Source organism: Vagococcus teuberi (assembly GCF_001870205.1).
Taxonomy (GTDB): domain Bacteria; phylum Bacillota; class Bacilli; order Lactobacillales; family Vagococcaceae; genus Vagococcus; species Vagococcus teuberi.
The window spans coordinates 1554544-1581542 of sequence record NZ_CP017267.1 but is presented as its reverse complement, the minus strand read 5'-3'; the positions used below and the strand labels follow the sequence as shown (position 1 = coordinate 1581542).

The following is a 26999-nucleotide window of genomic DNA, read 5'->3' as shown; positions in this document are numbered from 1 at the left end:
AATGAAGGTAATAATCGTTGGTGGCTCATTTGCGGGCATTCATTGTGCGATTAAGGTAAAAGAGTTGTATCCGTCATTTGATGTGGTACTGATAGAAAAAAAGGCAAAAATAGGTTATATCCCTAGTGGGTTATCTATGCTGTTGAATGGTGAAATTGATTCATTAGAAGAAGCCTATTTTATGACAAAGAAAGAATTAGAAAAGACTGGGATTAATGTATTAACGGATACAGAAGTTTTATCCTATGACTTTACGGGTAAAACAATCGATACAACAAAAGGATTGATGTCCTTTGATAAATTAGTGTTAGCAACTGGCTCATCACAAAAATCATCAAAAATGGAAGATGATTTTGATCGTATTAAAACGTATAAAGATAAAGAATCAGCTGAACAGATATTAAACACATTAAGTAATATTGATGAAGTTATAGTTATAGGAGCTGGACAAGCTGGAATGGAGCTTGCGAGTGGGTTAATCTATCAAGGAAAAAAAGTCCATATCATTGAGACGATGGATTATCCGCTATATAAGTATTTCGATAAGGATTTTTTAGAATCTTTTTACACTACAACAGGAGACATTCCCAATATGACGTTTCATTTTAGTGAGACAGTAAAGGAAATTGATGAGTCTAGGTTAGTACTATCAAATGGAAAAACGATGAACATCACTGATAAGATGGTACTTAGTGCAAATAGTGTACGACCTGAATTATCTATTTTTAATCAACAACTACGAGCTAATAGTGATAATACACTTTATGTTGATGATTATTTAGAAACATCTATTCCTGACGTTTATGCGATAGGGGACTTGATACAAGTGCCAAGTTTTCTATTTCATGCACGAGTTTATGCCCCATTGATTGTCAATGCGGTACAAACGAGTATGACGTGTGCCAAAAATATTGTGGAAAAAAAAGAAACCCTTAGACCAATGTTAAAAACAGTTGGAATTAAATTATTTAATCATTATTTGGCGAGTACTGGTTTAATGGAATCAGAAGATTTTTTATATGATGCGGAAGTTAAAAGTGTGATTATTACCTTGCCAATATCAACAGTTAGTAAAAAAGAAGTTAGTATTAAATTAGTTTATGGTGGGAAAAATTATCACTTGTTGGGTGTGCAGCTTATTTCTAAAGAACCAATTTTAGATAAAATAAACACCTTTGCCCTAATGATAAAAGAGAGGATAGATATAAGGAATCTTAGTCAATTACCTCATTTCTACAATGCTGTTTTTGCGAATACATCGTTAGGTCTGCCGGATGTGTTTGGAAAAGGAGATGATATGGGTGAGATTTGATGAGTTACTTGAAAAAAAAGAAGCCAAACAATTACAACTTCTAAAAAGTCTATTACTTCGTGGTGGTACGTCGAAGATTAGCTCATTAGCCAAGGAGCTTGGTATTAGTAAATCATCTCTTGAAACGTACATTGAGGATTTGATGTGGATCAATGATACATATAAAAAAGAAGCAACTTTGTTTTATGATGGGGCACTTGTCATGTTAGAGTTAGCTCCCAGTTTTTCTTTAGAAGTGATTGAAACACATTTGTATAAAGACTCCATTAAATATCAAATTATGAACTATCTGTATCATCATTTTGAGTATTCAACAGTTGCATTGACTAATAGAATAGGAATCAGTGAGTCGACACTTTTTCGTAAAATTAAAGAGTTGAATGTGTCGCTGAAAGAGTTTGGATTGACTATTTGGCAGGGAAAGTTAGTTGGAGAAGAAAGTCAGATTCGTTACTTTTACTATTGCTTTTATTGGTATTTAGATAATTATGCACAAAAAGAGATATCATTTAAACAACAATCATTGATTGTCGCAATAGAGCGAGGATTAGGTGTTAATTTTTTACTTGAAAACATGAAACGTATTAATCTATGGCTGATTATTTCAAAAAAAAGGATTAGTTACGCCTCACCAATCTATACAGAACTAAAAAAAGCAATAGAACCTTATGAACGAGACACACTTTATCTTGAGTTAAAATCAATTGTTTTACGTGTTTTAGGGCACTACGCTGTTGAAGTAGATGAGGAAGAAGCAATGATTCATTTTTGCTTTTTAATGAGTTTTCAAGCGATGTCTCAAAATGATTTTTATAAATATGAGATACTTCGCTCCAAATTTACACCGGTTGAATTAGTGGATACCTTTATTTTAGAGTCGTTGATTTTATACTATGCACCACTAAAGCTATCACATCAATTGGAAAGCCAAGTTAATTATTATTTGTCACGTGTGCATTATAGATTATATTTTTTTAGAGGAATTATTGAAGTATTATCACGTGAATACATTATAGAAACCGAAAAAGAATGGTCAGGGCATGTAATTTCACCGTTAATTGAAAGACTTTTTTCGTCAGTCGAAGGAGACTATGAAGGACTAAGCTTAGACCATAATAAGACGCTAATTGACTACTCAAAATTACAGTATCTTCATATTATTGCGTTAATCGATAGTCAAATTAATCGCACTGTAACAATTGGTGTCAAACTTGTATTAGAAGATGTGTATCAAGAAGTATCAACCACCCGCTTGATTAAAGAACTAAATTGTTTAAATGGTGTGAGATGTATGGAGTATGATGCGTCTAAATCATTTGATTTAGTGATAAGCAACAAGCCAATTAATCACGCTAAAGCTCAAACGTATCTTTTATCAGAATTAGGTACAACGTATGATGTGATTCATATTACTCGGCTCATTCGAGATATTTCTACAAATAAAATGACAAAAGAAATAAACGTTAAAAAAATCCAATTATAATTGGTCTAAGTAGTGTATGACTTAATAAACAACACGAAACAGTCAATTATTTGTAAAAATAAATAAATATTGACTGTTTGTTTTATAAAAAAAAGGGTAGAATGAATCTATCAAAAAGAAAACGCTATCTTAAGTGTTTGGGAGGAATTATCATGACAGAAAAATCTTATATTATGGCGATAGACCAAGGTACAACAAGTTCTAGAGCAATTATTTTTGATAAAGCAGGAAATAGTGTTGGAAGTTCTCAAAAAGAATTTACACAAATCTTCCCTGAATCCGGTTGGGTAGAACACAATGCAAATGAAATTTGGAACTCGGTACAATCTGTTATAGCCGGCGCATTAATCGAGTCAGGTGTTCGTCCAACTCAAATTAAAGGTATAGGTATTACAAACCAGCGTGAAACAACAGTTATCTGGGATAGAAAAACTGGAAAACCAATTTACAATGCTGTTGTGTGGCAATCAAGACAATCTGCTCCTTTAGCTGAAAAGTTAAATGAAGACGGTTACGCAGATATGATTCATAAAAAAACTGGTTTAGTCGTTGATGCTTACTTCTCAGCTACAAAAGTTCGTTGGATTCTAGATTATGTAGAGGGCGCTCAAGAACGTGCAGAAAAAGGCGAATTAGCTTTTGGAACAATTGATACATGGTTATTATGGAAATTAACAAACGGAGCAACTCACGTAACAGATTACTCAAATGCTGCTAGAACAATGATGTATAACATTCATGACTTAGAGTGGGATGACGAGATTTTAGAGTTATTAAACATTCCAAAATCATTATTACCAGAAGTAAAAAGTAACTCAGAAATTTACGGTTATACACAAAGTTACCACTTCTATGGTAGTGAAGTGCCAATCGCTGGTATGGCAGGGGACCAACAAGCAGCATTATTTGGTCAATTAGCATTTGAAGAAGGATCAATTAAAAACACTTATGGAACTGGTTCATTTATCGTCATGAACACTGGTGAAAAACCTCAATTATCAGACAACAAATTATTAACAACTATTGGTTACGGAATTAACGGTAAAGTTTATTATGCGTTAGAAGGTAGTATCTTTGTTGCTGGATCAGCTGTTCAATGGTTAAGAGATGGTTTGCGTATGATTGACTCCTCTGCTGAATCAGAAAAATTAGCAAATGAATCAACAAGTGATAATAGTGTTTACGTTGTACCAGCATTTACTGGATTAGGCGCACCTTATTGGGATTCAGAAGCACGTGGCGCAGTATTTGGCTTAACTCGTGGAACAACTAAAGAAGATTTTGTTAAAGCAACACTACAAGCAATTGCTTACCAATCGAAAGATGTTATTGATACGATGCAAAAAGATGCTGGTGTGAAAATTCCGTTAATTAAAGTAGATGGTGGAGCGGCAAACAATAATTCTTTATTACAATTCCAAGCAGATATATTAGATATTAATGTTCAACGTGCATCTAACTTAGAGACAACCGCTTTAGGAGCAGCTTATTTAGCTGGTTTAGCAGTAGGATTCTGGAAAGACTTGGATGAATTAAAAGAATTTACACAAGAAGGCGAAATCTTTACTCCTCAAATGAGTGAAGAAGAACGTACAGAATTGTATGAAGGATGGACAGAAGCTGTTAAAGCAACACAACTATTCAAGAGAATTAAATAATATAAGGACTGATAAAAATGAGTTTTTCTTTAAAAACGAGACAAGAAAGTATTAACTATCTAAAAGATCATTCCGTTGATGTATTAATTATTGGTGGCGGTATTACAGGAGCGGGTCTGGCTTTACAGACCGCTGCTTCTGGTATGAGTACAGCTTTAGTTGAAATGCAAGATTTTGCTGAAGGAACATCTTCACGTTCGACTAAGCTAGTTCATGGTGGTATTAGATATCTGAAAACCTTTGATGTTGAAGTTGTATCAGATACAGTGAGTGAGCGAGCAAATGTCCAAAAAATTGCTCCACATATTCCTAAACCAAATCCAATGTTATTACCAATTTATGATGAGCCTAATAACACATTCTCATTATTCTCATTGAGAATTGCGATGGATTTATATGATCAATTAGCTCACGTCACAGGAACCAAGTATGAAAATAGAGTATTGACAAAAGAAGAAGTGCTTGAAGTAAGTCCATATCTAGCTAAAGAAAATCTTTTAGGTGGCGGGATTTACCTTGATTTTAAAAACAATGATGCCAGACTTGTTATTGAAAATATCAAAAAAGCTCATGAAGATGGTGCTCATCTGTTAAGTAAAACTAAAGTAACGGGATTTATTTACGATGAAAACAATAAAATTTCAGGTGTTCATGTAGTCGATGTGTTAACGAATGAAACATATGATATTCATGCTGATGTCGTAGTGAATACAACTGGACCTTGGAGTGATACGATTCGTGGCTTATCAAATGATGAGACAATTGTTGGTCAAATGCGTCCGACAAAAGGTGTTCATTTGGTGGTTGATTATGACAAGTTACCTGTGACTCAACCAGTTTATTTCGATACAGGTTTATCCGATGGGCGTATGGTTTTTGTGATTCCAAGAGAAAATAAAACATACTTTGGAACAACAGATACTGATTATACAGGAGATTTAATGCATCCAACGGTGACACAAGAAGATGTTGATTATTTACTAAAAGTGGTTAATAATCGCTTCCCAGATCGTAATATTCGCTTATCTGATATTGAAGCAAGTTGGGCAGGATTAAGACCTTTATTATCTGGTAATGCTGGTTCAGATTACAATGGTGGTTCTAAAGACTCATTATCTGAAGAAAGTTTGGACTTAGTTATTCAATCTGTTAAAGAATTTGAAGCGGGAAATGGTTCTAAAGAAGTAATTGAGCAAACTATTAAAGATGCTAAGACAAGTAGTGGTGAAAAAGAAGTATCTTCTTCATCTGTGTCACGTGGTAGTAGTTTAGATGTGACAAAAGATGGCCTTGTGACGTTAGCTGGTGGTAAAATAACCGACTATCGTTTAATGGCTGAAGGTGCTCTTAAAGTGATTGCATCATTATTAAAAGAACAAAAAAATAAAAACTATAAGTTAGTGGATTCTAAAAACTACCCAGTGTCAGGTGGCGAGTTTGATGCAACGAAAGTTGAAGAGATGACACAGGAATTTACAAAACTTGCAATAGCTAGTGGTTTAACTGAAGAAGAAGCGGCAGATATTGCAAACCTTTATGGGGCTAATACGAAAAAAGTACTAGCTTATGACACAACAGAATTTAATGGTTTAACTAAAGCAGAATCAATGAGTTTAATGTATTCACTTGAAGAAGAAATGACATTAACTCCCGTTGATTATAGTTTACGACGTACAAATTATTTATTATTTAAACGTGATCGCTTAGAAGAAATAAAAGATGCATTAGTGAATGCTATGTCACATTATTTTGAGTGGACACAAGAAGAAGAAAGCAATTATAAAAATGAATTAGAAAAAGCAATGTCTGAATCTTTCTTAGAAGAATTAAAGACAGAAGGGTGAGTAAATAATGGATGCAAATAATTTACAGATTTTTAGTGAGTTTTTGGGAACATTGATTTTAGTGTTACTTGGAGACGGAGTTGTTGCTGCAGTTAGTTTAAATAAAAGTAAAGCACAAGGTGCTGGTTGGGTTGCTGTCACTTTAGGTTGGGGTGCAGCTGTAACTATGGCCATTTATGTATCTGGATTTATGGGTCCTGCTCATTTAAATCCTGCCGTAACACTAGGTTTAGCTATAACAGGTAATTTTTCTTGGGGCTTAGTAGTACCATTTATGATTGCTCAAGTCTTAGGAGGAATTGTGGGAGCTATTTTAGTTTGGATTACTTACTTACCACATTTTGCTGCAACAGAAGATGAAACAGCTATTTTAGGAACTTTTGCAACAGGACCAGCAATTCGTGATTATAAATCAAACGTTGTGACTGAAGCAATTGGAACATTTGTATTAGTATTTGCTTTACTAGCATTTGGCCAAAATGCATTTGCTGATGGATTTAACCCAGTAGTTGTTGGATTATTAATTTTAGCATTAGGTCTATCTTTAGGAGGACCAACAGGGTATGCGATTAACCCAGCACGTGACTTAGGTCCACGTATTGCTCATCAAATTTTACCAATTGCTAACAAGGGTGGTTCTGACTGGTCTTATTCATGGGTGCCAATTGTAGGCCCATTAGTAGGTGGTGCTTTAGCTGCTGGTTTATGGATGATGATTCCTTTATAGAATAAAAAGTATAAAAGTTGTTAGATTGAGCTTATCTCATCTAACAACTTTTTTAGTAAAAAACCCCCTTTTTTTGCGTTGTTAACTTGTATTATTTTTCTAAATAACTCATAATATATAATAAAAGTATTATTTATGAGATGTGATAGATCTCATATGAAAATAGATTTTTAAGGGGATAGGAAAATGAAAAAAGTTACACCGTATTTATTATTATCGACTTTGGTATGCCAAAGTTTATCTGTAGGGACCATCGTCCAAGCGACGAGTCTTAATAAGGCAGATAGTGAATTAATAAATCAAGAAGTAGTAGAAATGAATGATAGTACAACTGACATGGTATCAAGTCATGACGCTGATACTGTGATAGAGAATGTAACGGAAAACACACCAGAAGTAACACCAGAAACAAAACCGGAAGAAACGCCAGAAACAAAACCGGAAGAAACACCAGAAACAAAACCGGAAGAAACGCCAGAAACAAAACCGGAAGAAACACCAGAAACAAAACCGGAAGAAACACCAGAAACAAAACCGGAAGAAACGCCAGAAACAAAACCGGAGCAAAAACCAGAGCAAAAACCAGAGCAAAAACCAGAGCAAAAACCAGAGCAAAAACCAGAGCAAAAACCAGAGCAAAAACCAGAGCAAAAACCAGAGCAAAAACCAGAAACAAAACCAGAGCAAAAACCAGAGCAAAAACCAGAGCAAAAACCAGAGCAAAAACCAGAAACAAAACCGGAGCAAAAACCAGAGCAAAAACCAGAAACAAAACCAGAGCAAAAACCGGAAAAAACCAACAGTTAATTATCCATCACAAGCCAAAGATACATACTTTGCTGATACTAGTCAACTGACAACAAATAAAGCCAACTCTCCAATTAATTTTTCAGTGACAAAAACGACACAAGAATTTATTAATGAAATTGGAGAAGCAGCACGAAAAATTGGGCAGGAATATGATTTGTATGCTTCTGTCATGATTGCTCAAGCCATACTTGAATCAGGTAGTGGACAAAGTTCTTTATCGACACATCCTAACTACAATTTATTTGGCATTAAAGGTGAGTATAAAGGAGAATCAGCATCATTCTATACATTAGAAGATAATGGTACTGGTCAGCTTTATGGTATACAAGCTAAGTTTAGAAAATACCCATCAGTGAAAGAATCCCTAGAAGATTATGCTGAGTTGATGAAAATAGGCATTGCATCAAATGAAGATTTTTATAAAGGCGTGACTAAAAAAGAAGCTAAAACATACAAAGAAGCAACAGCTTATTTAACTGGTAGATATGCAACAGACACTAGATATGACGAAAAACTAAATGCTTTAATCGAAACATATGATTTAACTTATTTTGATCAAGCAGTAAAAAAAGGGAAACGTGTAACAAAAGGTAATGTTGAAGTAGATACCTATGAAATTATGAATCCAGAAACGAAGAAAACAGCTATCTTTACACTGCCGTTAGAAGAAAAATATGTAATTTCTAGTCCATTTGGTTATAGAGGGAATGAACATCACGATGGTATCGATTTAGCCATCGCAGCCAATACGCCAGTACTTGCTTCAAGTGATGGTGTGGTTGTAGGTACAGGATTTGACCCATCAGCAGGTAATTATGTCATCGTCAAACATTCGAATGATTTGTACACAAATTATTTCCATTTAAATTCAATTAGTGTGTCACTAGGAGAAAAAGTAACAAGTGGAAACATCGTAGGTCTTGTAGGAAGTACTGGGAATTCAACAGGAAGTCACCTACATTTTGGTATTAGCACAGATATGTGGCGTAACTATTTAAATCCAGCATCTTATTTTGAATTTTAGTAGATTTAAGTATAATTAAAAGAATCCCCATTATAATTATTATTGATGGGGATTCTTTTAATTTAATGGCTTAATATGTTTTGAGGCAAGTTCAAACGCCAATTCTTTATCTACTGTTGATAGCAATCCAATGGCAGATAGAATATAATCGTAATCAATAAACAAACGACTTTTTTCTGGAGTCAGCGTTAACTCATCTGTTGGGGTAAGGGCAGAAGCTAAAACATTTGTAGGTTGGTCGTTGTGTACAAGGATACCTCCAGTACCAATAATCGTTTGAAATTGTCTTAAGTCTTTACCATATTGATGATAAATGGTTCTTGAAGGAGTTTGCTCTTTTTTATAATAGCCAGCATGCCGGGCAATAGCAGTTTTAATCGCTAATTTAGCGATGGTATTATCTAATTGCTTTTCTTCCATAGTATCTGCTATATAGCCAGGATGTTGACTTCTGAATTCGCATTTACGTGTTAAGTCACTTTCGTTAAGGTTGATATAATCGTAAAATGCTTGAGGGGTGACACTCTCTAGAAGACTTTTAGCAGAATATCTCATGCCTAAGTCACCTTCAACAGTCCGTTTGCTGTAAGGTTCAGCCAATCCATCAAACTGTACATTTTTCTTTTCTTCTTTTCCACTTCCAATAGAATGAATATCAGTTGTTGCACCACCAACATCAACAATCAACGTATTGCCAAATCCTTTTTGAGTTGTTGTTCCTTCTGATAAGAGTTGTGCGGCATATAAAACAGCTGTTGGAGTGGGAATAATTTCCGCTGCTACTTGAGTTTGGATATCGCTCATCCCTTTTGCTTTGATAATATTATTAATAAAAATATCTCGTAATATTTTTCTAGTAGGTAAGGCATTTAATTGATTAATTTGAGGCATAACATTTTCTGTTAAATGGTAATTAATACAATATTGGTTAAAAAGCGCTTTTATTTTAGGGTAAGTTCCTTCATTTCCGGCCACTACAATAGGTATGTTTAAAGATAGTTCGGTTAATTGTTTTGCATCTTTTAAAATATTTTTATCATTTCCTCCATTTGTTCCTCCACTTAACAAAATGACGTCAGGATGTAGCACTTCGATTTCTTTGATATTATCAGATGTTAGGCCATAACTGTATACTTTCAGAATTCTCGTTCCAGCACCAAGAGCGGCACGTTTAGCTGCCTCAGCAGTTAGAGTAGGAGATAAGCCAATTGCTACCATCTTAAATCCACCTTTAGCAGATGAGCAAGCAAGGACTTGATCAAATGATTGTTGAGTAAGTTGTTTGGTCAAATCATCATAAGACTTATGATAACCATCAAGTACATTTGTTTCGATAGTTGTGTATGATTTACTAGTCGCTAATATCCTTCTTTCTTCATCATCAACTGCGGTTAATTTAGTGTAAGTGCTACCAAAATCTACTAATAAATAAGTTGTCATGTTTATCACCTCAAAAAATTTTTTTGTTATTTAATTATTTTTTTCTTCGTCTTTTATTATCTAATAATCGTCAAAATCAGTTTTGACATTTTAAACTTTCATTTTAAAAATGAGAATATATCGTTGTTGAATAAATAATGTTTTGTTCAAGTGATTTTCTATTTATAAAACAAATAAGTTAGTAGATTCATCGCAACAATGGCTGTTCTAGGTTTTTAATATCAATGTTTTTCCACTATCTAATAGTATTGAAAGTTAGATTTGTCAAAAAAAGGTCAAAAGATTAAGATTAGAAAAAATGGTTTTTTTAACTTGGTTTTTGTTAGCAAATAAAATAAAAATATTGTATAAAAAATGACTATTACTAATTGTTTCACAAGTTGTCTTTTTATATAAAAGTGGTGTTGACTTGTTATTTAAAGGGTGATATTCTTTGGGTGTCAATTGAAAGCGCTACCTAAGGGGTTGTGCTTTATTTTAACAAAAGTAAGGGAGTGAAAAAAAGAGTAAAAACTTACTTTTTATTATAAAAGTAGGTTATAGTATTTGTACATAGTTTTTACGCGTATCAAAATCATAAATTGAAAGGATGTTGTTTATAATGGCAAAAATAATTGAATGTGTACCAAATTTTAGTGAAGGTAAAAATGAAGAAGTAATTAACGGATTAGTTTCAGTGGCAAAAAGTGTCGGTGGAGTGACGTTGTTAGATCATTCTTCAGATAAAAGTCATAACCGTAGTGTATTTACACTAGTTGGGGATGAAGATGGTATTCAAGAGGTTGCTTTTCAATTAGTAAAATATGCAAGTGAAAATATAGATATGACAAAACATTCTGGTGAACATCCAAGAATGGGTGCAACAGACGTTGTTCCATTTATTCCGATTAAAGATGTGACACTTGAAGAATGTGTGGAAATTTCTAAAAAAGTAGCAAAACGAATCAATGATGAATTGGATATCCCAATTTTCTTATATGAAGAATCAGCATCTGCACCAACTCGTAAAAACCTTGCAAAAGTTCGTAAAGGTCAATTCGAAGGTATGCCTGAAAAACTTAAAGAAGAAGAATGGGCACCTGACTTTGGTGAAAGAGCTATCCATCCTACAGCAGGAATTACAGCAGTTGGAGCAAGAATGCCATTAGTAGCTTTCAACGTCAACTTAGATACTGATAACATTGACATTGCTAACAAGATTGCTCGTATCATTCGCGCTTCTGGTGGTGGATTTAAATATTGTAAAGGTATTGGGGTTATGTTAGAAGATAGAAACATCGCTCAAGTTTCTATGAATATGGTTAACTTTGAAGGAACACCACTTTACCGTACATTTGAAACAATCCGTTTTGAAGCAAAACGTTATGGTGTAAATATTATTGGTAGTGAAATCATTGGTTTAACACCAGCAAAAGCATTGATTGATTGTGCTGAATACTACTTACAAGTAGAAGACTTTGATTACGGTAAACAAGTATTAGAAAATCATTTATTAAATTAAGGAGCTGCTAAATATGAAATTAGTCGAATTAACAGTGAGTGAATTTGTTGAAACATTGGGATCAGATGCTCCCGCTCCTGGAGGAGGATCAGCAGCGGCATTATCTGCAACAATGGGAATTTCTTTAACAAAAATGGTTTGTGAATTAACAATTGGTAAAAAGAAATATGCTGAATATGAAGATGACATTAAATTAGTGTTCGATGAAACAAAACAACTCCAAAAGAATTTACTTGAAGCAATAGATAAAGATACAGAAGCATTTAACGCAGTTTCAGCAGTGTTTAGTATGCCAAAAGAAACAGATGATGAAAAAGCAGCTAGACGTGCGGCTATGCAATCAGCTTTAGAAGGAGCAGCTAAATCACCACTAGACATGATGAAATTAATGTTAGAAGCACTTGAAGTGACAAAACGTGCTATTGGAAAATCAAATACTAATGCAGCAAGTGACTTAGGTGTTGCAGCGCTTAGCTTAAAAGCTGGAATTCAAGGCGCATGGCTGAATGTTTTAATTAATTTATCAGGTATTAAGAATGAAGAATTTGTCGCATCTTATCGACAAGATGGTGAAGCATTATTAGCTAAGGGTTGTTTATTAGCAGATGAAATTTATGAGGAAACATTAAAAGTCGTTTAAAAAAGATGTTAATTAATTAAATGGAAGGGTTGAAGAAAAAGTTATGGCACATTTATCAGATATCGAAATCGCAAATTCAGTTGAAATGAAACCAATTAAAGAGGTAGCGGCTCCATTAGGATTAAAAGAAGAGGATTTAACACTTTATGGTAATTATAAAGCGAAATTAGATGCTCGTGAATTAACTAGGCTAGAAAATGAAAAAGACGGTAAATTAATTTTAGTAACAGCTATTACACCAACTCCAGCTGGAGAAGGAAAAACAACAACATCTGTTGGGTTAGCTGATGCCTTTACTAAATTAGGTAAAAAGGCAATGATCGCTTTACGTGAACCATCATTAGGACCAGTATTTGGTGTTAAAGGTGGAGCAGCAGGTGGTGGACATGCTCAAGTTGTCCCTATGGAAGATATTAACTTACATTTTACAGGTGACTTCCATGCGATTGGCGCAGCAAATAACTTGTTAGCTGCTTTGATTGATAACCATATTCATCATGGTAATGCCTTAGGTATTGATAGTCGTAACATCACATGGAAACGTGTTGTTGACATGAATGACCGTCAATTGCGTCATATTGTGAATGGATTACAAGGACGCGTCAATGGTGTTCCTAGAGAAGATGGTTATGATATTACTGTAGCATCAGAAATTATGGCTGTGTTATGTTTATCAAATGATATTGATGACTTAAAAGAAAAACTTAAAAACATGGTAGTAGCATATAATTTTGAAGGAAAACCAGTTACTGCTGGCGATTTGAAAGCAGAAGGTGCAATGGCAGCTTTACTTAAAGATGCGATTCATCCAAACTTAGTTCAAACATTAGAACACACACCAGCCATTATTCATGGTGGACCATTTGCCAATATTGCACATGGATGTAACAGTATTATCGCAACAAAAATGGCGATGAAATACGCAGATTACGCGATTACAGAAGCTGGCTTTGGAGCAGACTTAGGTGCTGAAAAATTCATCGATATTAAATGTCGTTTAGGAAATATCAAACCTGATGCCGTTGTATTAGTCGCAACAATTCGAGCTCTTAAAATGCACGGTGGCATTCATAAGAAAGAATTAGAACCAGAAAACGTAGAAGCTGTTGTTAAAGGATTAACTAACTTAGACAAACATATTGAAAACATTCAAGACGTTTATGGTTTACCTGTTGTTGTAGCAATCAATAAATTCCCATTAGATACAGATGCTGAAATCGAAGCAGTTGAAAAAGCATGTAAAGAGCGTGGCGTAGAAGTTGTTTTATCTGACGTTTGGGCTAATGGTGGCGAAGGTGGTATTGAGTTAGCTGAAAAAGTCATGGAATTAGCAGAACAAGATAATAGTTTCAGCTACGTATATGACTTAGAAGACTCAATAGAAGAAAAATTAACTAAGATTGTACAAAAAGTTTATGGTGGTAAAGGAATTGAATTAACTGGACCGGCTAAAAAACAATTGAAACAATTAGAAGAATTGGGTTACGATAAGTTGCCTATCTGTATGGCGAAAACGCAATACTCATTTTCTGATGATGCGACACTTGTTGGTGCACCAAAAGACTTTACGATTACGATTAAAAATCTCAAAGTATCTGCTGGAGCAGGTTTTATCGTAGCGTTAACTGGCGCAGTTATGACAATGCCTGGACTACCAAAATCACCTGCATCTGAAAGAATTGATATCGATGAAGAAGGTAACATTACTGGATTGTTCTAAAAGGTAGAGGCAAAAATATGTCGTATCATTTATTTAAACAGAATGATCATCAAACATCTCGTTGGAGTGGGGGAGAAACGACCCAAGTGTTTCTCTACCCACCAACGGGTAAGTATGAGCCTGGAAAATTTGACTACCGCATTTCTACGGCTTCAGTAGAAATCGAAGAAAGTACATTTTCAGCGTTACCTGGCTATAAGCGTTTGTTGATGTCATTGAATCATCCATTAGAACTGACACATGAATCAGAATCGTTTACTGTTAATAAAAAAATGAAACCGTTTGAAGTCGATGAGTTTGATGGAGCAGATAAAACAAAAAGTGTCGGGAAATGTCAAGACTTTAACGTTATCTTTAAACCAACCTACACTAGTGAAATGTCTGCTGTTTCAACTATTCGTGATAGACAATTATTACCTTGTGTTCGATACTTTTACTATATGTTAGTTGATGGAGTCATGACGTATATAGACCAAGAAGAAAAACATGTTGCCAAGTTGGAAGCCGGAGATTGTGTCATGGTAGAAGAGGGTCGTACGATTTCGATGATTAGTATAGAATCTCATCAACCACAACAATCACCAGCAGTTGTTGAAGTTGTTGTTTGGAAAAATGAAAAGTCGCTCTAATAAAAATAATTTGGATAGGAAGCATTTTTATATATTAAAAATGAACAAATTATGTTAACGATCAGATGATCGGAAAGGGGCCCCTTATGATTACCGAAACAAAAACACCGGTTGATGAGATTAAATTAACCGAAATAAACTCAGAAAGTTCAAAATTTAGTTTAGGTGGTGCAACGCTTTACGGTATTAATGCAGTAGTTGGTTCAGGTATTTTCTTATTACCACAAACAATTTATCGAGATTTAGGACCAGCTTCTCTATTAGCCATGGTATTTGATGCGGTGTTGGTGTTACTTTTGGCAGTATGTTTTGCTGAAGTGGCGTGTTATTTTGACAAAAATGGTGGTGCGTTCCAATATTCTAAATCAGCTTTTGGTGATTTAGTTGGGTTTATCGTTGGACTATTAGGTTGGTTTGTAACGATTATCGCTTGGTCAGCAATGGCAGCAGGATTTGCCAAATTATTAATTGTTACAATACCTGCATTAGAAGGGCATAATAAAGCGATTAGTGTTATTTTAGTGATATTATTATCTATTATTAATAGTACTGGACTTAAAACATCCAAAATTTTTACCATAAGTATCACAATCGCAAAATTGATTCCTATTATTGCGTTTACCTTTATGAGTATTTTCTTTATTAAAAATGGTTTTGACGCTGGTAACTTTACACCATTCCTACAACTAAAAGAAGGTATGACGTTATCTAAGGCTATGGCCGGAACATCAATGACAGTATTTTATGCGTTTATCGGATTTGAAGCTTTACCAGTTGTAGCTGGTGAGATGAGAAATGCGAAGAAAAATGTTCCAAAAGCAATTATTGGCTCAATTAGTATCGTATCAATTCTTTACTTCATGATTATCGCTGGAACCATTGCGATGCTTGGAGTGGGGATTTTAGAAACAAATGCGCCTGTACAAGATGCCTTTGCTATGATGATAGGACCTGCTGGTAGATGGATTATTTCCATCGGGGCACTTATTTCAATTCTTGGATTAAACGTTGGGGATTCAATGATGATTCCTCGTTATGGAGCAAGTATTTCTGATGAAGGTTTACTACCAAAAATCGTTTCTAAGAAAAATAAAAAAGACGCACCTTATGTAGCCATTATCATCTCTTGTGTATTGACTTGTTTATTATTATTAAGTGGAAGTTTCGAACAATTAGCAGAATTAAGTGTGGTATTTAGATTTATTCAATATATCCCAACAGCAATCGCCGTTATTTTCTTACGTAAGAAAAATCCTGGTGTTGAAACTGCCTTTAGATTACCATTTGGTCCAGTGATTCCACTACTTGCTGTCGCAGTTAGTGTGTGGATGCTTGTTATGGGAGCAAACAGTAAGAGTTTAATTGCTGGAGGTATTGGTATTGTGATTGCTGCAATTTTCTATTTCGTATTGAATGGTAAAAACGCTAGTAAAGTGAAATAAAGGGTTAAAAAGTATTGAATGAGTGAAGTGAGTTGTTAAGTTGAAAATGAGTTTAGGAGGAAGCAATAATGACTGAAGTAATTACATTAACAGGTAATGATTTAACATTGGAACAAGTGGTAGAGGTAGCAAGAAAAGGTGCAACAATTACGTTGTCACAAGAAGCAATCGAGGCAGTGAATGCTTCAAGAAAAATTATTGATGATATTGTCGACAGTAAAAAAGTAACTTATGGTGTCAATACTGGATTTGGTTCCCTTGTTAAAGTAAGTATTCCACAAGAAGAAACTAGACAATTACAAGAAAACTTAATTCGTACTCACTCAAGTGGATTTGGTGATCCTTTAGGAGAAGATGAAGTACGTGCTATTATGTTAATCCGTATCAACTCTTTATTAAAAGGCTATTCAGGTATTCGTTTAAGTACCATTGAAACCTTAATGGCTATGTTAAATAATGGCGTTGTACCACATATTCCAGAAAAAGGATCTTTAGGAGCTTCAGGAGATTTAGCACCATTATCACATATGGTGTTACCAATGTTAGGATTAGGGCGTGCTTATTACAATGGCGAATTATTAGAAGGTAAAGAAGCAATGGCTCGTGCTGGTGTTGAAGTGATTCACTTAGAAGCAAAAGAAGGTTTGGCTTTAATTAACGGTACAACAGTTTTAACCGCTATCGGAGCATTAGCAACACATGATTCAATCGAGTTATTAAAACTTTCAGACATTGCCGGAGCATTATCATTAGAAGTACACAATGGTATTGTAAATGCCTTTGATGAAGAATTACATATTATTCGTCCTCAAAGTGGGCAACTTGCAACAGCGAAAAACATTCGTCACATGTTAGAAGGAAGTACCTTAACAACGCAAGCAACAGCTGAACGTGTGCAAGATCCTTACACATTACGTTGTATGCCTCAAATTCATGGTGCAAGTAAAGATACTGTGGCTTACGTGAAGAAAAAAGTGGAAATCGAAATTAACTCTGTAACAGATAATCCAATTATCACTCGTAGTGGAGATGTTATTTCAGGAGGTAACTTCCACGGTGAACCAATGGCACAACCATTTGACTATTTAGGAATTGGTTCTGCTGAAATTGGTAACGTGTCTGAACGTCGTGTGGAACGTTTGGTAAATACTAACTTAAGTGGTTTGCCTTCATTCTTAGTGAAACATCCAGGCGTTAACTCAGGATTTATGATTACACAATATGCTGCAGCATCATTAGCATCAGAAAACAAAATCTTATCACATCCAGCAAGTGTGGACTCAATTACATCTTGTGAAAACCAAGAAGACTTTGTAAGTATGGGAACAACAGCAGCTAGAACTGCTAGAGATATTACGAAAAATTCTCGTCGTATCGTTGCAACTGAAATGATGGCAGCATGTCAAGCTATTGACTTCATTAAAGACCGTGGTGTATTAGGTAAAGGAACTCAAGTAGCGTATGATGTCTTTAGAAAATATGTAAAATTCATTGATTTAGATAAAGATATTGAAATGTATGACGAATTAGAAAAAGCCACAGATGTATTAATCAATGGCGAATTATTAAAAGCTGTTGAAGAAGTTGTAGACTTAGATATCGAATTTGATTTTGGAAAATAAATAAACCACTTATAAAGCTCTGAATTGATTAAGATTCAGAGCTTTATTTGCAAATAAGTCGTGATAACTATTGAGTATCGAATCAATATTATGTAGTATGAATATAACGAGAAAAGGATGGTGTATGACGATGAAATATCAGAAACCAAAAGGAACAAACGATATTTTACCAGGTGAATCAGAAAAATGGCAGTTTGTAGAATCAACTGCACGTGACGTATTAAAAAAATATGACTTTCATGAAGTCAGAACGCCAATGTTTGAGCATATTGAAGTTATTACACGAGGTGTAGGTGAGTCAACAGATATCGTGACAAAAGAGATGTATGATTTTAAAGACAAAGGTGATCGCCATATAACGCTTAGACCTGAAGGAACTGCTCCATTAGTTCGTTCATACGTTGAGCATAAATTATTCGGACCGGAACATCAAAATCCGTTTAAAGCTTTTTATATTGGCCCAATGTTTCGCTATGAACGCCCTCAAGCAGGACGTTTACGTCAATTTAACCAAATGGGGATTGAAGTATTAGGTAGCAGTAATCCAGCAACAGATGTTGAAGGGATTTTAGTCGCACTAGATTTCTTTAAACGTTTAGGCGTGACACATACTCAATTAGTGATTAACTCACTTGGAACAAGAGAAAATCGCATGGTTTATCGCCAAGCATTAATTGATTATTTAGAGCCTTTAAGCGACCAATTAAGTGATGACTCAAAACGTCGTTTACATACTAACCCACTTAGAGTATTAGATAGTAAAGATAAAAAAGATAAAGAAATTGTCGAAAATGCACCGTCAATTTTAGATTATCTAGATGAAGAGTCAAATGCTTTCTTTACTGAAGTGAAATCATTACTTGATGCAATGGGTGTGGAATATGTAGTCGATCATAGAATGGTTCGTGGTCTTGACTACTACAACCACACAGTATTTGAAATTATGAGTAATGCGCCAGGATTTAATGGTGCGATTACCACAATTTGTGCTGGTGGACGATATGATGGATTGGTTTCAGAATTTAATGGACCAGATAGCCATGATTCAGGATTTGGGTTTGGTATGGGAATTGAACGTGTCTTAATCACAATGGATGCTGAAGGAGTGGAAATTCCTGCAGCAAATAACGTGGATGTATATGTTGTTGGTCTAGGTGAAGAGACAAACTGTGAAAGTTTAAAATTAGCTCAAGCAGTAAGACAAGCAGGATTTGTTTGTGAACGTGATTTCCTAAATCGTAAAGCAAAAGCTCAGTTCAAGTCTGCAGATAAATTAAATGCTAAACTTGTTTTAATTATTGGTGAATCAGAATTAGCAGAAAAAGTTGTTCGTGTAAAAAATATGGTGACAGGTGAAGAGACAACCGTTTCATTAGATGATGTTTATACATCCTTTAGCAATGTTTACAACAACATAATAGGGGAGTAAACGTATCTTTGGAGGAGACTTACCATGAAACGATTTAGCAAGGACTCTAGTACCATTGCTGATAATACTCGTAAATTAACGGTTATATTTTTATACGCGTTATTATACGCGATTGCTTTAAACATGTTTTGGCACCCAGCTTCAATCTATACTGGTGGAATCACTGGTTTTTCTCAAATAGTAAACACTGTTTTTGACAAATGGTTTGGCGTGAGTTTGTCGATATCGGTCATTTATTATTTGATGAATGTACCATTTTTAATTTATGGTTGGAGAAAAATGAATAAAGAAATTGTCATTTTTACTTTAATAAGTGTGACAGCCGCATCCCTTGCAATTAGCATTGTACCTGAAATTGTACTAACTAAAGACCCAATTATTTGTGCACTTTTTGGTGGGGCCATTGGAGGAAGTTCTCTAGGTTTAGCGTTAAAAAATGGTATTGCTACAGGTGGACTGGATATTGGGATTATTGTGATTCGACGTAAGACGGGTCGTAGTATCGGCTCAATTTCGATGGTAATCAACGGGATTATTGTAATAGCAGCAGGCTATCTATTTGGTTTTCCGTATGCTTTTTATAGTTTGCTATCAATTATTGTGAGTGGAAAAGTGACTGACTTTATTTTTACTAAACAACAAAAAATGCAAGCTTTAATCATTACTAGACAGCCTGAAAAAGTGATAGCTGAACTTAAGGTGCGATTACTTCGAGGTGTGACGATTTTAAATGAAGCAGAAGGAGCATATGATCACCGTGAAAAAGTGGTTCTTTTGACGGTTATTACACGTTATGAAATGTCGTTATTGGAAGAAGCAATCAAAGAAGCGGATAATGAGGCCTTTGTTAGTATCTCAGAAAATGTCCACACAATTGGAAAATTTGATGATTTTGAATTTTAAATCAATAGAAAAGCCACTTAGCGATTTGCTAGGTGGCTTTTTATAAACTCATTTTCACATGACAGGTAAAAATAAGACTTACACAAGTTGTCGATTTTTTGAAACCAATTCTCCATTTTTATAAACATCTTTGACTAAGTTTGTTGCAAAGAAATATAATGGATAATCAATATTTTGTGCATCAAATACGGCAATGTCAGCACGTTTTCCTTCTGTGAAACTTCCGATTGATTCCCCTAAACCAACTGAGTAAGCAGCATTGATTGTCACGGCATTAAATACTTGGATTGGTGTTAAATGCATTTTGAAACAACCAAGTTGCATAATAAATTGGATATTAGCTGTCGGGCAGCTTCCAGGATTTGAGTCAGTAGACAATGTAATGGCCATACCAGCATCTAACATTTTTTTGGCAGGAGCGTAAGTATCAGCCATTAAACTGAACGTTGTTCCTGGTAATAAGTTACCAATAACACCTGCTTTGCTCATTTTTTTGATCCCTTCATCAGTAACAGCCATTAAATGTTCTGCACTCACTGTTTCAAGTTCAGCTGCAACGTCTACGCCACCGACTGAATCGATTTCATCAGCATGGATACGTAATTTGAAGTCTAAATCCTTTGCTGCTTGAAGTAAGCGACGAGATTGTTCTGCTGTAAATACTCCTGTTTCACAGAAAATATCACAAAAATCAGCTAATTTTTCTTCTTTTACTTTTGGAAGCATTTCTGAAATAATATGGTCAATGAATGCATCACCGTTACCATTAAATTCTTCAGGAATAGCATGAGCTGCCATAAATGTTGACACTAAATCAATTGGATGAGTATGATTTAATTCTTTTACCACATTCATTTGTTTTTTTTCTGTTTCCCAATCAAGACCATAACCACTTTTTGCTTCAACTGTTGTTACACCGTGGATTAACATCTCATCTAATAAATGACTTGATTTATCGTAAAGGGTGTCAAAAGAAGCACTCTTTGTCGAGCGTACAGTACTTAAAATACCGCCACCTTCTTTTAAAATATCTAAGTAAGAGACACCATTTAATTTTTTTGCAAATTCATTTTCACGGCTGCCACCATATACTAAGTGAGTATGACAATCAATCAATCCTGGTGTTGCAAGTTTTCCTGTATAATCATGGATTTTAGTATGATCACCAATTAGTGACTCATCAGGTTGTCCACTACCGATTTTGAGGATTTTACCATTTTTAATCGCGATATACCCATCTTCAATAATGGTTGCCTCAGACATTTCGCTTCCTTTTAAAGCACGTTGTTTATCTATCGGTGAAAAAATTTGACTAAAATGTACTAATAGTTTATCTGCTTGCATGAAAAAGTTCCTCCTTTTTATTTCTATACTAATTATAACCATTTAATGAGTATAATGTAGTCTTGTATCATCTAAAAAGGGTCAAAAAAATTTTTTTAGAAAAAAAAGAGAAAAAAGAGACTTTTTGCTGTGAATTGACCCATAATAGACTATGGGAGGATAAACTAAGGCCATAACTTAATGATTCATTCACTTATGTCTACAGGAAAAGAGATAAGTAACTCAAGATAAACTAAGGAGGAAGTAACAATGATTAAAAATACTGATATTAGTAAAGCAATGACGATTAAATTGCCAGATGTGTTACCAGATATGCCGAAATTCGAAGAAGGCATTCGTCGTGCCCCAGACAGAGGATTCCGTTTAACTGAAGCACAAACTGAATTAGCATTAAAAAATGCGCTTCGTTATGTACCAGAACAATTTCATGATCAAGTGATTCCAGAATTCTTAGAAGAATTAAAAACAAGAGGTCGTATTTATGGCTATCGTTGGTATCCAAAAGAACGCATCTATGGTAAACCAATAGATGAGTATAAGGGAAAATGTACTGCAGCTAAAGCAATGCAAGTTATGATTGATAATAACTTAGATTTTGACATTGCACTATATCCTTATGAATTAGTGACTTATGGTGAAACAGGCCAAGTCTGTTCAAACTGGATGCAGTATCAATTAATTAAACGTTACTTAGAAGAGATGACTGATGAACAAACATTGGTTCTTGAATCTGGTCACCCATTAGGCTTATTTGCTTCTAAAAAAGATGCTCCAAGAGTCATCATCACAAATGGTTTACTTGTTGGGGAATATGACAATATTCACGACTGGGAAATTGCAGAACAAATGGGTGTCACAAACTACGGACAAATGACTGCTGGAGGATGGATGTACATTGGTCCTCAAGGGATTGTACACGGAACATTTAATACATTATTAAATGCTGGTCGTTTGAAATTAGGAATTCCAGACGATGGAGATTTAACTGGAAAGCTATTCATAACATCAGGTTTAGGTGGTATGAGTGGGGCTCAAGGTAAAGCTGGTGAGATTGCTAAATCAGTGACAATTGTAGCTGAAGTTGACCGCTCTCGTATTGATACTCGTTTAGAACAAGGTTGGATTAGTCATGTGACTGAAACACCAGAAGAAACAATGAGATTAGCTAAAGAATACTTAGATAACAAAGATTCAACATCTATTGCGTATTATGGTAATGTTGTTGATTTGCTTGAATATGTTGACAAACATGATATTCATGTTGATTTATTATCAGATCAAACATCTTGTCATAACGTATATGAAGGTGGATATTGCCCAGTTGGTATCACATTTGAAGAAAGAACTCGTTTGCTTGCTGAAGATCAAGATACATTTAGAAAAATGATTGATGATACATTAGAGCGTCACTTTAACGTGATCAAATCACTAACAAGCAAAGGAACTTACTTCTTTGACTATGGTAACTCATTTATGAAAGCGATATATGATACTGGTATTAAAGAAATTTCTAAAAACGGTGTGGATGATAAAGATGGATTTATCTGGCCATCATATGTAGAAGACATTATGGGACCTATGTTATTTGATTATGGTTATGGTCCATTTAGATGGGTATGTTTATCACGTAAACATGAAGACTTAATGGCAACAGATAGAGCAGCTATGGAAGTAATCGATCCAACTCGTCGTTATCAAGACCGTGATAACTACAACTGGATTCGTGATGCTGAAGATAACAAATTAGTTGTTGGAACAGAAGCTCGTATATTATATCAAGATGCAATGGGCCGAGTGAATATTGCGCTTAAATTTAACGAAATGGTTCGCCGTGGGGAAATTGGCCCTGTGATGATTGGTCGTGACCATCATGACGTATCTGGAACAGACTCACCATTCCGTGAAACATCAAATATTAAAGACGGAAGTAATGTGACTGCTGATATGGCAACACAATGTTACGCTGGTAATGCCGCTCGTGGTATGAGTTTAATCGCTTTACATAACGGTGGTGGTGTTGGTATTGGTAAATCTATCAACGGTGGCTTTGGTCTAGTATTAGATGGAACTGAATTAACAGACGAGATCATCAAATCTGCGATTGCATGGGACACTATGGGTGGAGTTGCTCGTCGTAGTTGGGCAAGAAATGACCATGCGATTGAAACATCAATGGAATACAATGAAATGAGAAAAGGATCAGATCATATCACGATTCCATATTTAGCTGATGATGAAAAAGTAAAATCAGCAGTAAGTGAATTATTTAAATAACGATTAGAGTGGACTTCCTATCCAAATCTCTAAACCCTCTCGTTTTTACAGCGAGAGGGTTTTATTGTCTCAATTTGCCGAAAACGATTTCTTTTACTATAACAAAATAGTATAATTATGGTGACAGGGTATATGTGTATATCGTTAATATACAAAAAAGCATGATTTGTTAAAGTGGGGAGAGTTTTTACGGTATGGGAAATTATTTAAATTGTCGATTGTTTGGAACACCAGAAGTAAGTTTAGATGGTGAGATTGTTTTGTTTTCTTTTTCTAAAATCAATGCCATGCTTTATTATTTATTAATTAATAAAATCGTTAGTCGTGATGAATTATCAGGACTGTTATGGCCAGATAAGAGTGATAAGAATGCAAAAAAGAATCTTCGAAACGCCATTTATCAAGCAAATAAAAGTTTAGGCATGGAGCTAGTTATTTCTCCAAATAAATCATTGTTAATGTTAAATGACACAATAAACTTCACAAGTGATGTGGAACAATTTACTCAGGATCCTGAAACATATTATTATCTTTATAAAGGTGAATTTTTGAAAGGGTTTTATTTAAAAGAATGTGAAGGATTTGATTTTTGGGTTGTTAGGATGAAAAGCTTTTTTGAGAAAAAGTTCGTTGAGACCGTTCATCGCCGAATAGAACAAGATATTGCCAATGGTGTGAATGAGCATGTGGAAGAAGCGATTGAACAATTAATGTTTATTGATGAATTTAATGAAATTAACTATCAGTATTTGATGACTTTTTATCAACAACAAAGCCGAGATAATAAAGTAGTAGATGTTTATCATAAGTTATCTAATTTGTTGAAATCAGAGCTTGGAGTTACACCAAATAAACAAACAAAAGCCATTTATGAAACGTCACTTGAGAGGATTTTGTCAGAAAATACGACTAACAATCAGCGTTTTTCATCACTATTTTATGGTCGTTCAGAAGAGTTACAACAATTATCAGTGAATTTTGCGGCTTTTAAAAGTCGTCAGTCTTATCAATCTGTGGTGGTTCGCGGTGAAGCGGGTATTGGAAAAAGTACGTTGATAAATCGGGCAATAGATAGCGTATCAGATGAGTTTAAAGTCATCGAAACACAGTGCTATCAAGCAGAAGAAAATCATTTGTTACGTCCATGGAAAAAAATTATTGATCAATTGACGGTTATAATAGAAAATCAAGAATTAATTGATCCACTTGTTTGGCAAAAAGTGATTCGAAAAGTCTTTCCTAGTTTTACTCAGCCATTTCTTGAAGTGATTTCGCATGGAGAGACAGAACCTTACAAGGAAAAGATGTTGTCAGATTTGATGATAGAAGCTATTAATAAGTTATCTCAACAACAACAACTTATTTTCTTATTTGATGATATTCAGTGGATGGATGAATCCAGTTTAGATTTGTTGACGACTGTTATACTACATTGCCATACAAATGCGATGTTTATGATGTCCGCTAGAAGTGTTGAGCGTTATCCATTGGACAAATTTATCAATACATTAAAACAGAGTGGTAAGTTAGCAGTTATCAATCTAGAACCTTTCTCATATGAGGAAACAGATGGATTTATTCGCAAAAAATTGCCGCATTTTGATGTGACCACTACAATAGTCGATAATGTGTATCAACATACGGAAGGAAACTTATTTTTCTTAATTGAGTACGTGTCCCTATTAAATAGCAATATGAATTTAAATACCATGACAGTGAAGATGAAAGATGCTTTACGAAATCGCTTTTTATATCTAACAGAAGAAGAACAAGAACTAGTGTCTATTATTTCTTATTTTTATGATTATGCCTTAATTGATAGTCTGGTGTTTTTAACCAATAAATCAAGTTATGATATCGTGGCGATGATTGAAAGCCTCGTATCAAAAAATATCTTAGTTGAAAAAGTGGTTAGAGATAAAATTGCGACAAGTTTTACTCATGTGAAGTTACGGGAGTTTGTTTATATGAATCAATCTCTTGCTAAAAAACGTGTACTTCATCACCGCATTGCTGAATTTTTAGAATCGCAACTTAAACCTGGAGGCAATGATATTCTTCAGTATGATACGATAGCTTATCACTACAAACATGGAAAAGATGAATTAAGTGGTTTGAAATATCGTCTAAAATATTTTGAAGGGTACCTTGGTTTTTATCATGAGTTATTCCCAGTTGAAGGACAATACGGTGTGGATCCATTTAGTTTCAACAAAGAATGGGCAACAGAGCAATTTGCAAAAATTAATCAACGATTAACACAATTAAGTCCAGATGATAAACAAACAAATGTATATAACTTACTCAAACTTCAATATTTGTACCTGGAAGGTCGTTTTTTGATAAAATATGGAGAGTATGAGCGAGGTGTGGCAAACATTCAAAACGTGTTGATTAGAGCAAAAGAATTAAACGAGAGCTCTTATTTATTAAATGGGTATAAGCAAATGATTTATTATTATATTCAGATAAATGAACCTAAAGAGATGATTTATTACATAGAACTGGCTTTGGATTTGTCGATTCGAGAAAACAATCATCAATCAATCGGTATTTTATTACGTCTTAAGGGACTTTATCATATGATGAGCGGTAATAATACGGTGGCTGAGAAGTTACTAAAAGAGTCCATTAATACGTTTATGTTGACTGATGAAATCAGTAAAAAGTATTCAGTGAGCATTGCAGCAGCCTATAACTACTTAGGTGAAATACGGATGAATAATGGAGCGTATCAAGATGCTGTGGGTATGTTTGAAAAAGCCATTGATTTGTGTCAAAGTAATCAAGCACTCTCAAGTTTAACAATATTCTATATTAATGTTGGCGCGGCATTGTTTGCTTTAGAAAATTATGAAGAAGCAGAAATCTATTTCTTAAAAGCAGAAGAAATTTTTTCTAGTCTAAATTTTTACTGGAAACGAGCTAAATTAGATGCATATCTTTCTATTTTGTATGCACAAAAGAATCATATGCAGAAATCTCAATTTTATTTAATTCAAGGTGAAAAACACGCAAAACGGATGGGGAATTGTCGTGATATAGGTATGGTAGAATATGCAAAATATATCAATTATCACGTGTACCATCATGACGCTATAGATGATTTTTTACCAGTTGAAACGATTTGTGAGTATTTAAATGACTACCAAGATGCTTATGAAATTAGTAAATTAAAAGAAATTAGATAATAAATT

General features: G+C 34.5%; 19 protein-coding genes. 17 read left to right on the top strand and 2 right to left on the bottom strand.

Annotated elements, in window-relative coordinates; translation table 11 throughout:
- Position 1 precedes the first annotated feature (1 nt).
- The 7 genes from BHY08_RS07615 to BHY08_RS11165 all read left to right on the top strand — a co-directional run bounded on the left by BHY08_RS07615 (position 2) and on the right by BHY08_RS11165 (position 8858).
- Positions 2–1312, top strand: coding sequence for an NAD(P)/FAD-dependent oxidoreductase (locus BHY08_RS07615; protein ID WP_071457303.1), 1311 nt, complete (start codon positions 2–4; stop codon positions 1310–1312).
- A complete protein-coding gene (locus BHY08_RS07610) occupies positions 1302–2795 on the top strand; it encodes a helix-turn-helix domain-containing protein (RefSeq protein WP_071457302.1) in 1494 nt (497 codons plus the stop codon). The genes BHY08_RS07615 and BHY08_RS07610 overlap by 11 nt, the downstream gene beginning before the upstream one ends.
- A gap of 152 nt (positions 2796–2947) precedes the next feature.
- Positions 2948–4453 (top strand): glycerol kinase GlpK, encoded by a 1506-nt coding sequence (gene glpK, locus BHY08_RS07605; protein WP_071457301.1) that lies wholly within the window; start codon positions 2948–2950, stop codon positions 4451–4453.
- A gap of 17 nt (positions 4454–4470) precedes the next feature.
- On the top strand, positions 4471–6297 hold the full coding sequence (glpO, locus tag BHY08_RS07600; RefSeq protein WP_071457300.1) for a type 1 glycerol-3-phosphate oxidase: 1827 nt from the start codon (positions 4471–4473) through the stop codon (positions 6295–6297).
- A gap of 7 nt (positions 6298–6304) precedes the next feature.
- The gene (locus tag BHY08_RS07595; RefSeq protein WP_071457299.1) at positions 6305–7024 is read left to right on the top strand and encodes an MIP/aquaporin family protein; all 720 of its coding nucleotides are present in this window, start codon (positions 6305–6307) and stop codon (positions 7022–7024) included.
- A 186-nt stretch (positions 7025–7210) separates the two neighbouring features.
- Positions 7211–7831 (top strand): hypothetical protein, encoded by a 621-nt coding sequence (locus BHY08_RS11015; protein WP_071457298.1) that lies wholly within the window; start codon positions 7211–7213, stop codon positions 7829–7831.
- 85 nt (positions 7832–7916) lie between these two features.
- A complete protein-coding gene (locus BHY08_RS11165; protein WP_071457297.1) occupies positions 7917–8858 on the top strand; it encodes a glucosaminidase domain-containing protein in 942 nt (313 codons plus the stop codon).
- Positions 8859–8915: 57 nt separating this feature from the next.
- On the opposite strand, the gene glmL is transcribed toward BHY08_RS11165, so the two are convergent.
- Positions 8916–10298, bottom strand: coding sequence for a methylaspartate mutase accessory protein GlmL (gene glmL / locus BHY08_RS07580; protein ID WP_071457296.1), 1383 nt, complete (start codon positions 10296–10298; stop codon positions 8916–8918).
- Between the two features lie 601 nt (positions 10299–10899).
- On the opposite strand from glmL, the gene ftcD reads away from it, so the two are divergent.
- The 8 genes from ftcD to BHY08_RS07540 all read left to right on the top strand — a co-directional run bounded on the left by ftcD (position 10900) and on the right by BHY08_RS07540 (position 20184).
- A complete protein-coding gene (ftcD, locus tag BHY08_RS07575) occupies positions 10900–11799 on the top strand; it encodes a glutamate formimidoyltransferase (protein WP_071457295.1) in 900 nt (299 codons plus the stop codon).
- A 13-nt stretch (positions 11800–11812) separates the two neighbouring features.
- Complete coding sequence (locus tag BHY08_RS07570) at positions 11813–12439, top strand: cyclodeaminase/cyclohydrolase family protein (RefSeq protein ID WP_071457294.1); 627 nt, start codon at positions 11813–11815, stop codon at positions 12437–12439.
- A gap of 43 nt (positions 12440–12482) precedes the next feature.
- Positions 12483–14159 (top strand): formate--tetrahydrofolate ligase, encoded by a 1677-nt coding sequence (locus BHY08_RS07565; protein ID WP_071457293.1) that lies wholly within the window; start codon positions 12483–12485, stop codon positions 14157–14159.
- A gap of 17 nt (positions 14160–14176) precedes the next feature.
- Positions 14177–14788 carry a HutD/Ves family protein gene (locus BHY08_RS07560; RefSeq protein ID WP_071457292.1) on the top strand — a complete coding sequence of 204 codons (612 nt, stop codon included), beginning with the start codon at positions 14177–14179 and terminating at the stop codon, positions 14786–14788.
- Positions 14789–14874: 86 nt separating this feature from the next.
- On the top strand, positions 14875–16230 hold the full coding sequence (locus BHY08_RS07555; protein ID WP_071457291.1) for an APC family permease: 1356 nt from the start codon (positions 14875–14877) through the stop codon (positions 16228–16230).
- Positions 16231–16298: 68 nt separating this feature from the next.
- Positions 16299–17852, top strand: coding sequence for a histidine ammonia-lyase (gene hutH, locus BHY08_RS07550; RefSeq protein WP_071457290.1), 1554 nt, complete (start codon positions 16299–16301; stop codon positions 17850–17852).
- Between the two features lie 130 nt (positions 17853–17982).
- The gene (gene hisS, locus BHY08_RS07545; protein WP_071457289.1) at positions 17983–19281 is read left to right on the top strand and encodes a histidine--tRNA ligase; all 1299 of its coding nucleotides are present in this window, start codon (positions 17983–17985) and stop codon (positions 19279–19281) included.
- A gap of 24 nt (positions 19282–19305) precedes the next feature.
- Positions 19306–20184, top strand: coding sequence for a YitT family protein (locus BHY08_RS07540; RefSeq protein ID WP_071457288.1), 879 nt, complete (start codon positions 19306–19308; stop codon positions 20182–20184).
- A 78-nt stretch (positions 20185–20262) separates the two neighbouring features.
- Here the strand turns inward: BHY08_RS07540 and hutI are convergent, their stop codons facing one another.
- Positions 20263–21528: an imidazolonepropionase gene (gene hutI, locus BHY08_RS07535; protein WP_071457287.1), complete on the bottom strand. Its 1266-nt coding sequence runs from the start codon at positions 21526–21528 to the stop codon at positions 20263–20265.
- Positions 21529–21777: 249 nt separating this feature from the next.
- Between hutI and BHY08_RS07530 the strand changes: the two genes are divergently transcribed.
- Both BHY08_RS07530 and BHY08_RS07525 read left to right on the top strand, forming a co-directional pair.
- Positions 21778–23802 carry a urocanate hydratase gene (locus tag BHY08_RS07530; RefSeq protein WP_071457286.1) on the top strand — a complete coding sequence of 675 codons (2025 nt, stop codon included), beginning with the start codon at positions 21778–21780 and terminating at the stop codon, positions 23800–23802.
- Positions 23803–23996: 194 nt separating this feature from the next.
- Positions 23997–26993 (top strand): ATP-binding protein, encoded by a 2997-nt coding sequence (locus tag BHY08_RS07525; RefSeq protein WP_071457285.1) that lies wholly within the window; start codon positions 23997–23999, stop codon positions 26991–26993.
- The last annotated feature ends 6 nt before the right edge of the window (positions 26994–26999 follow it).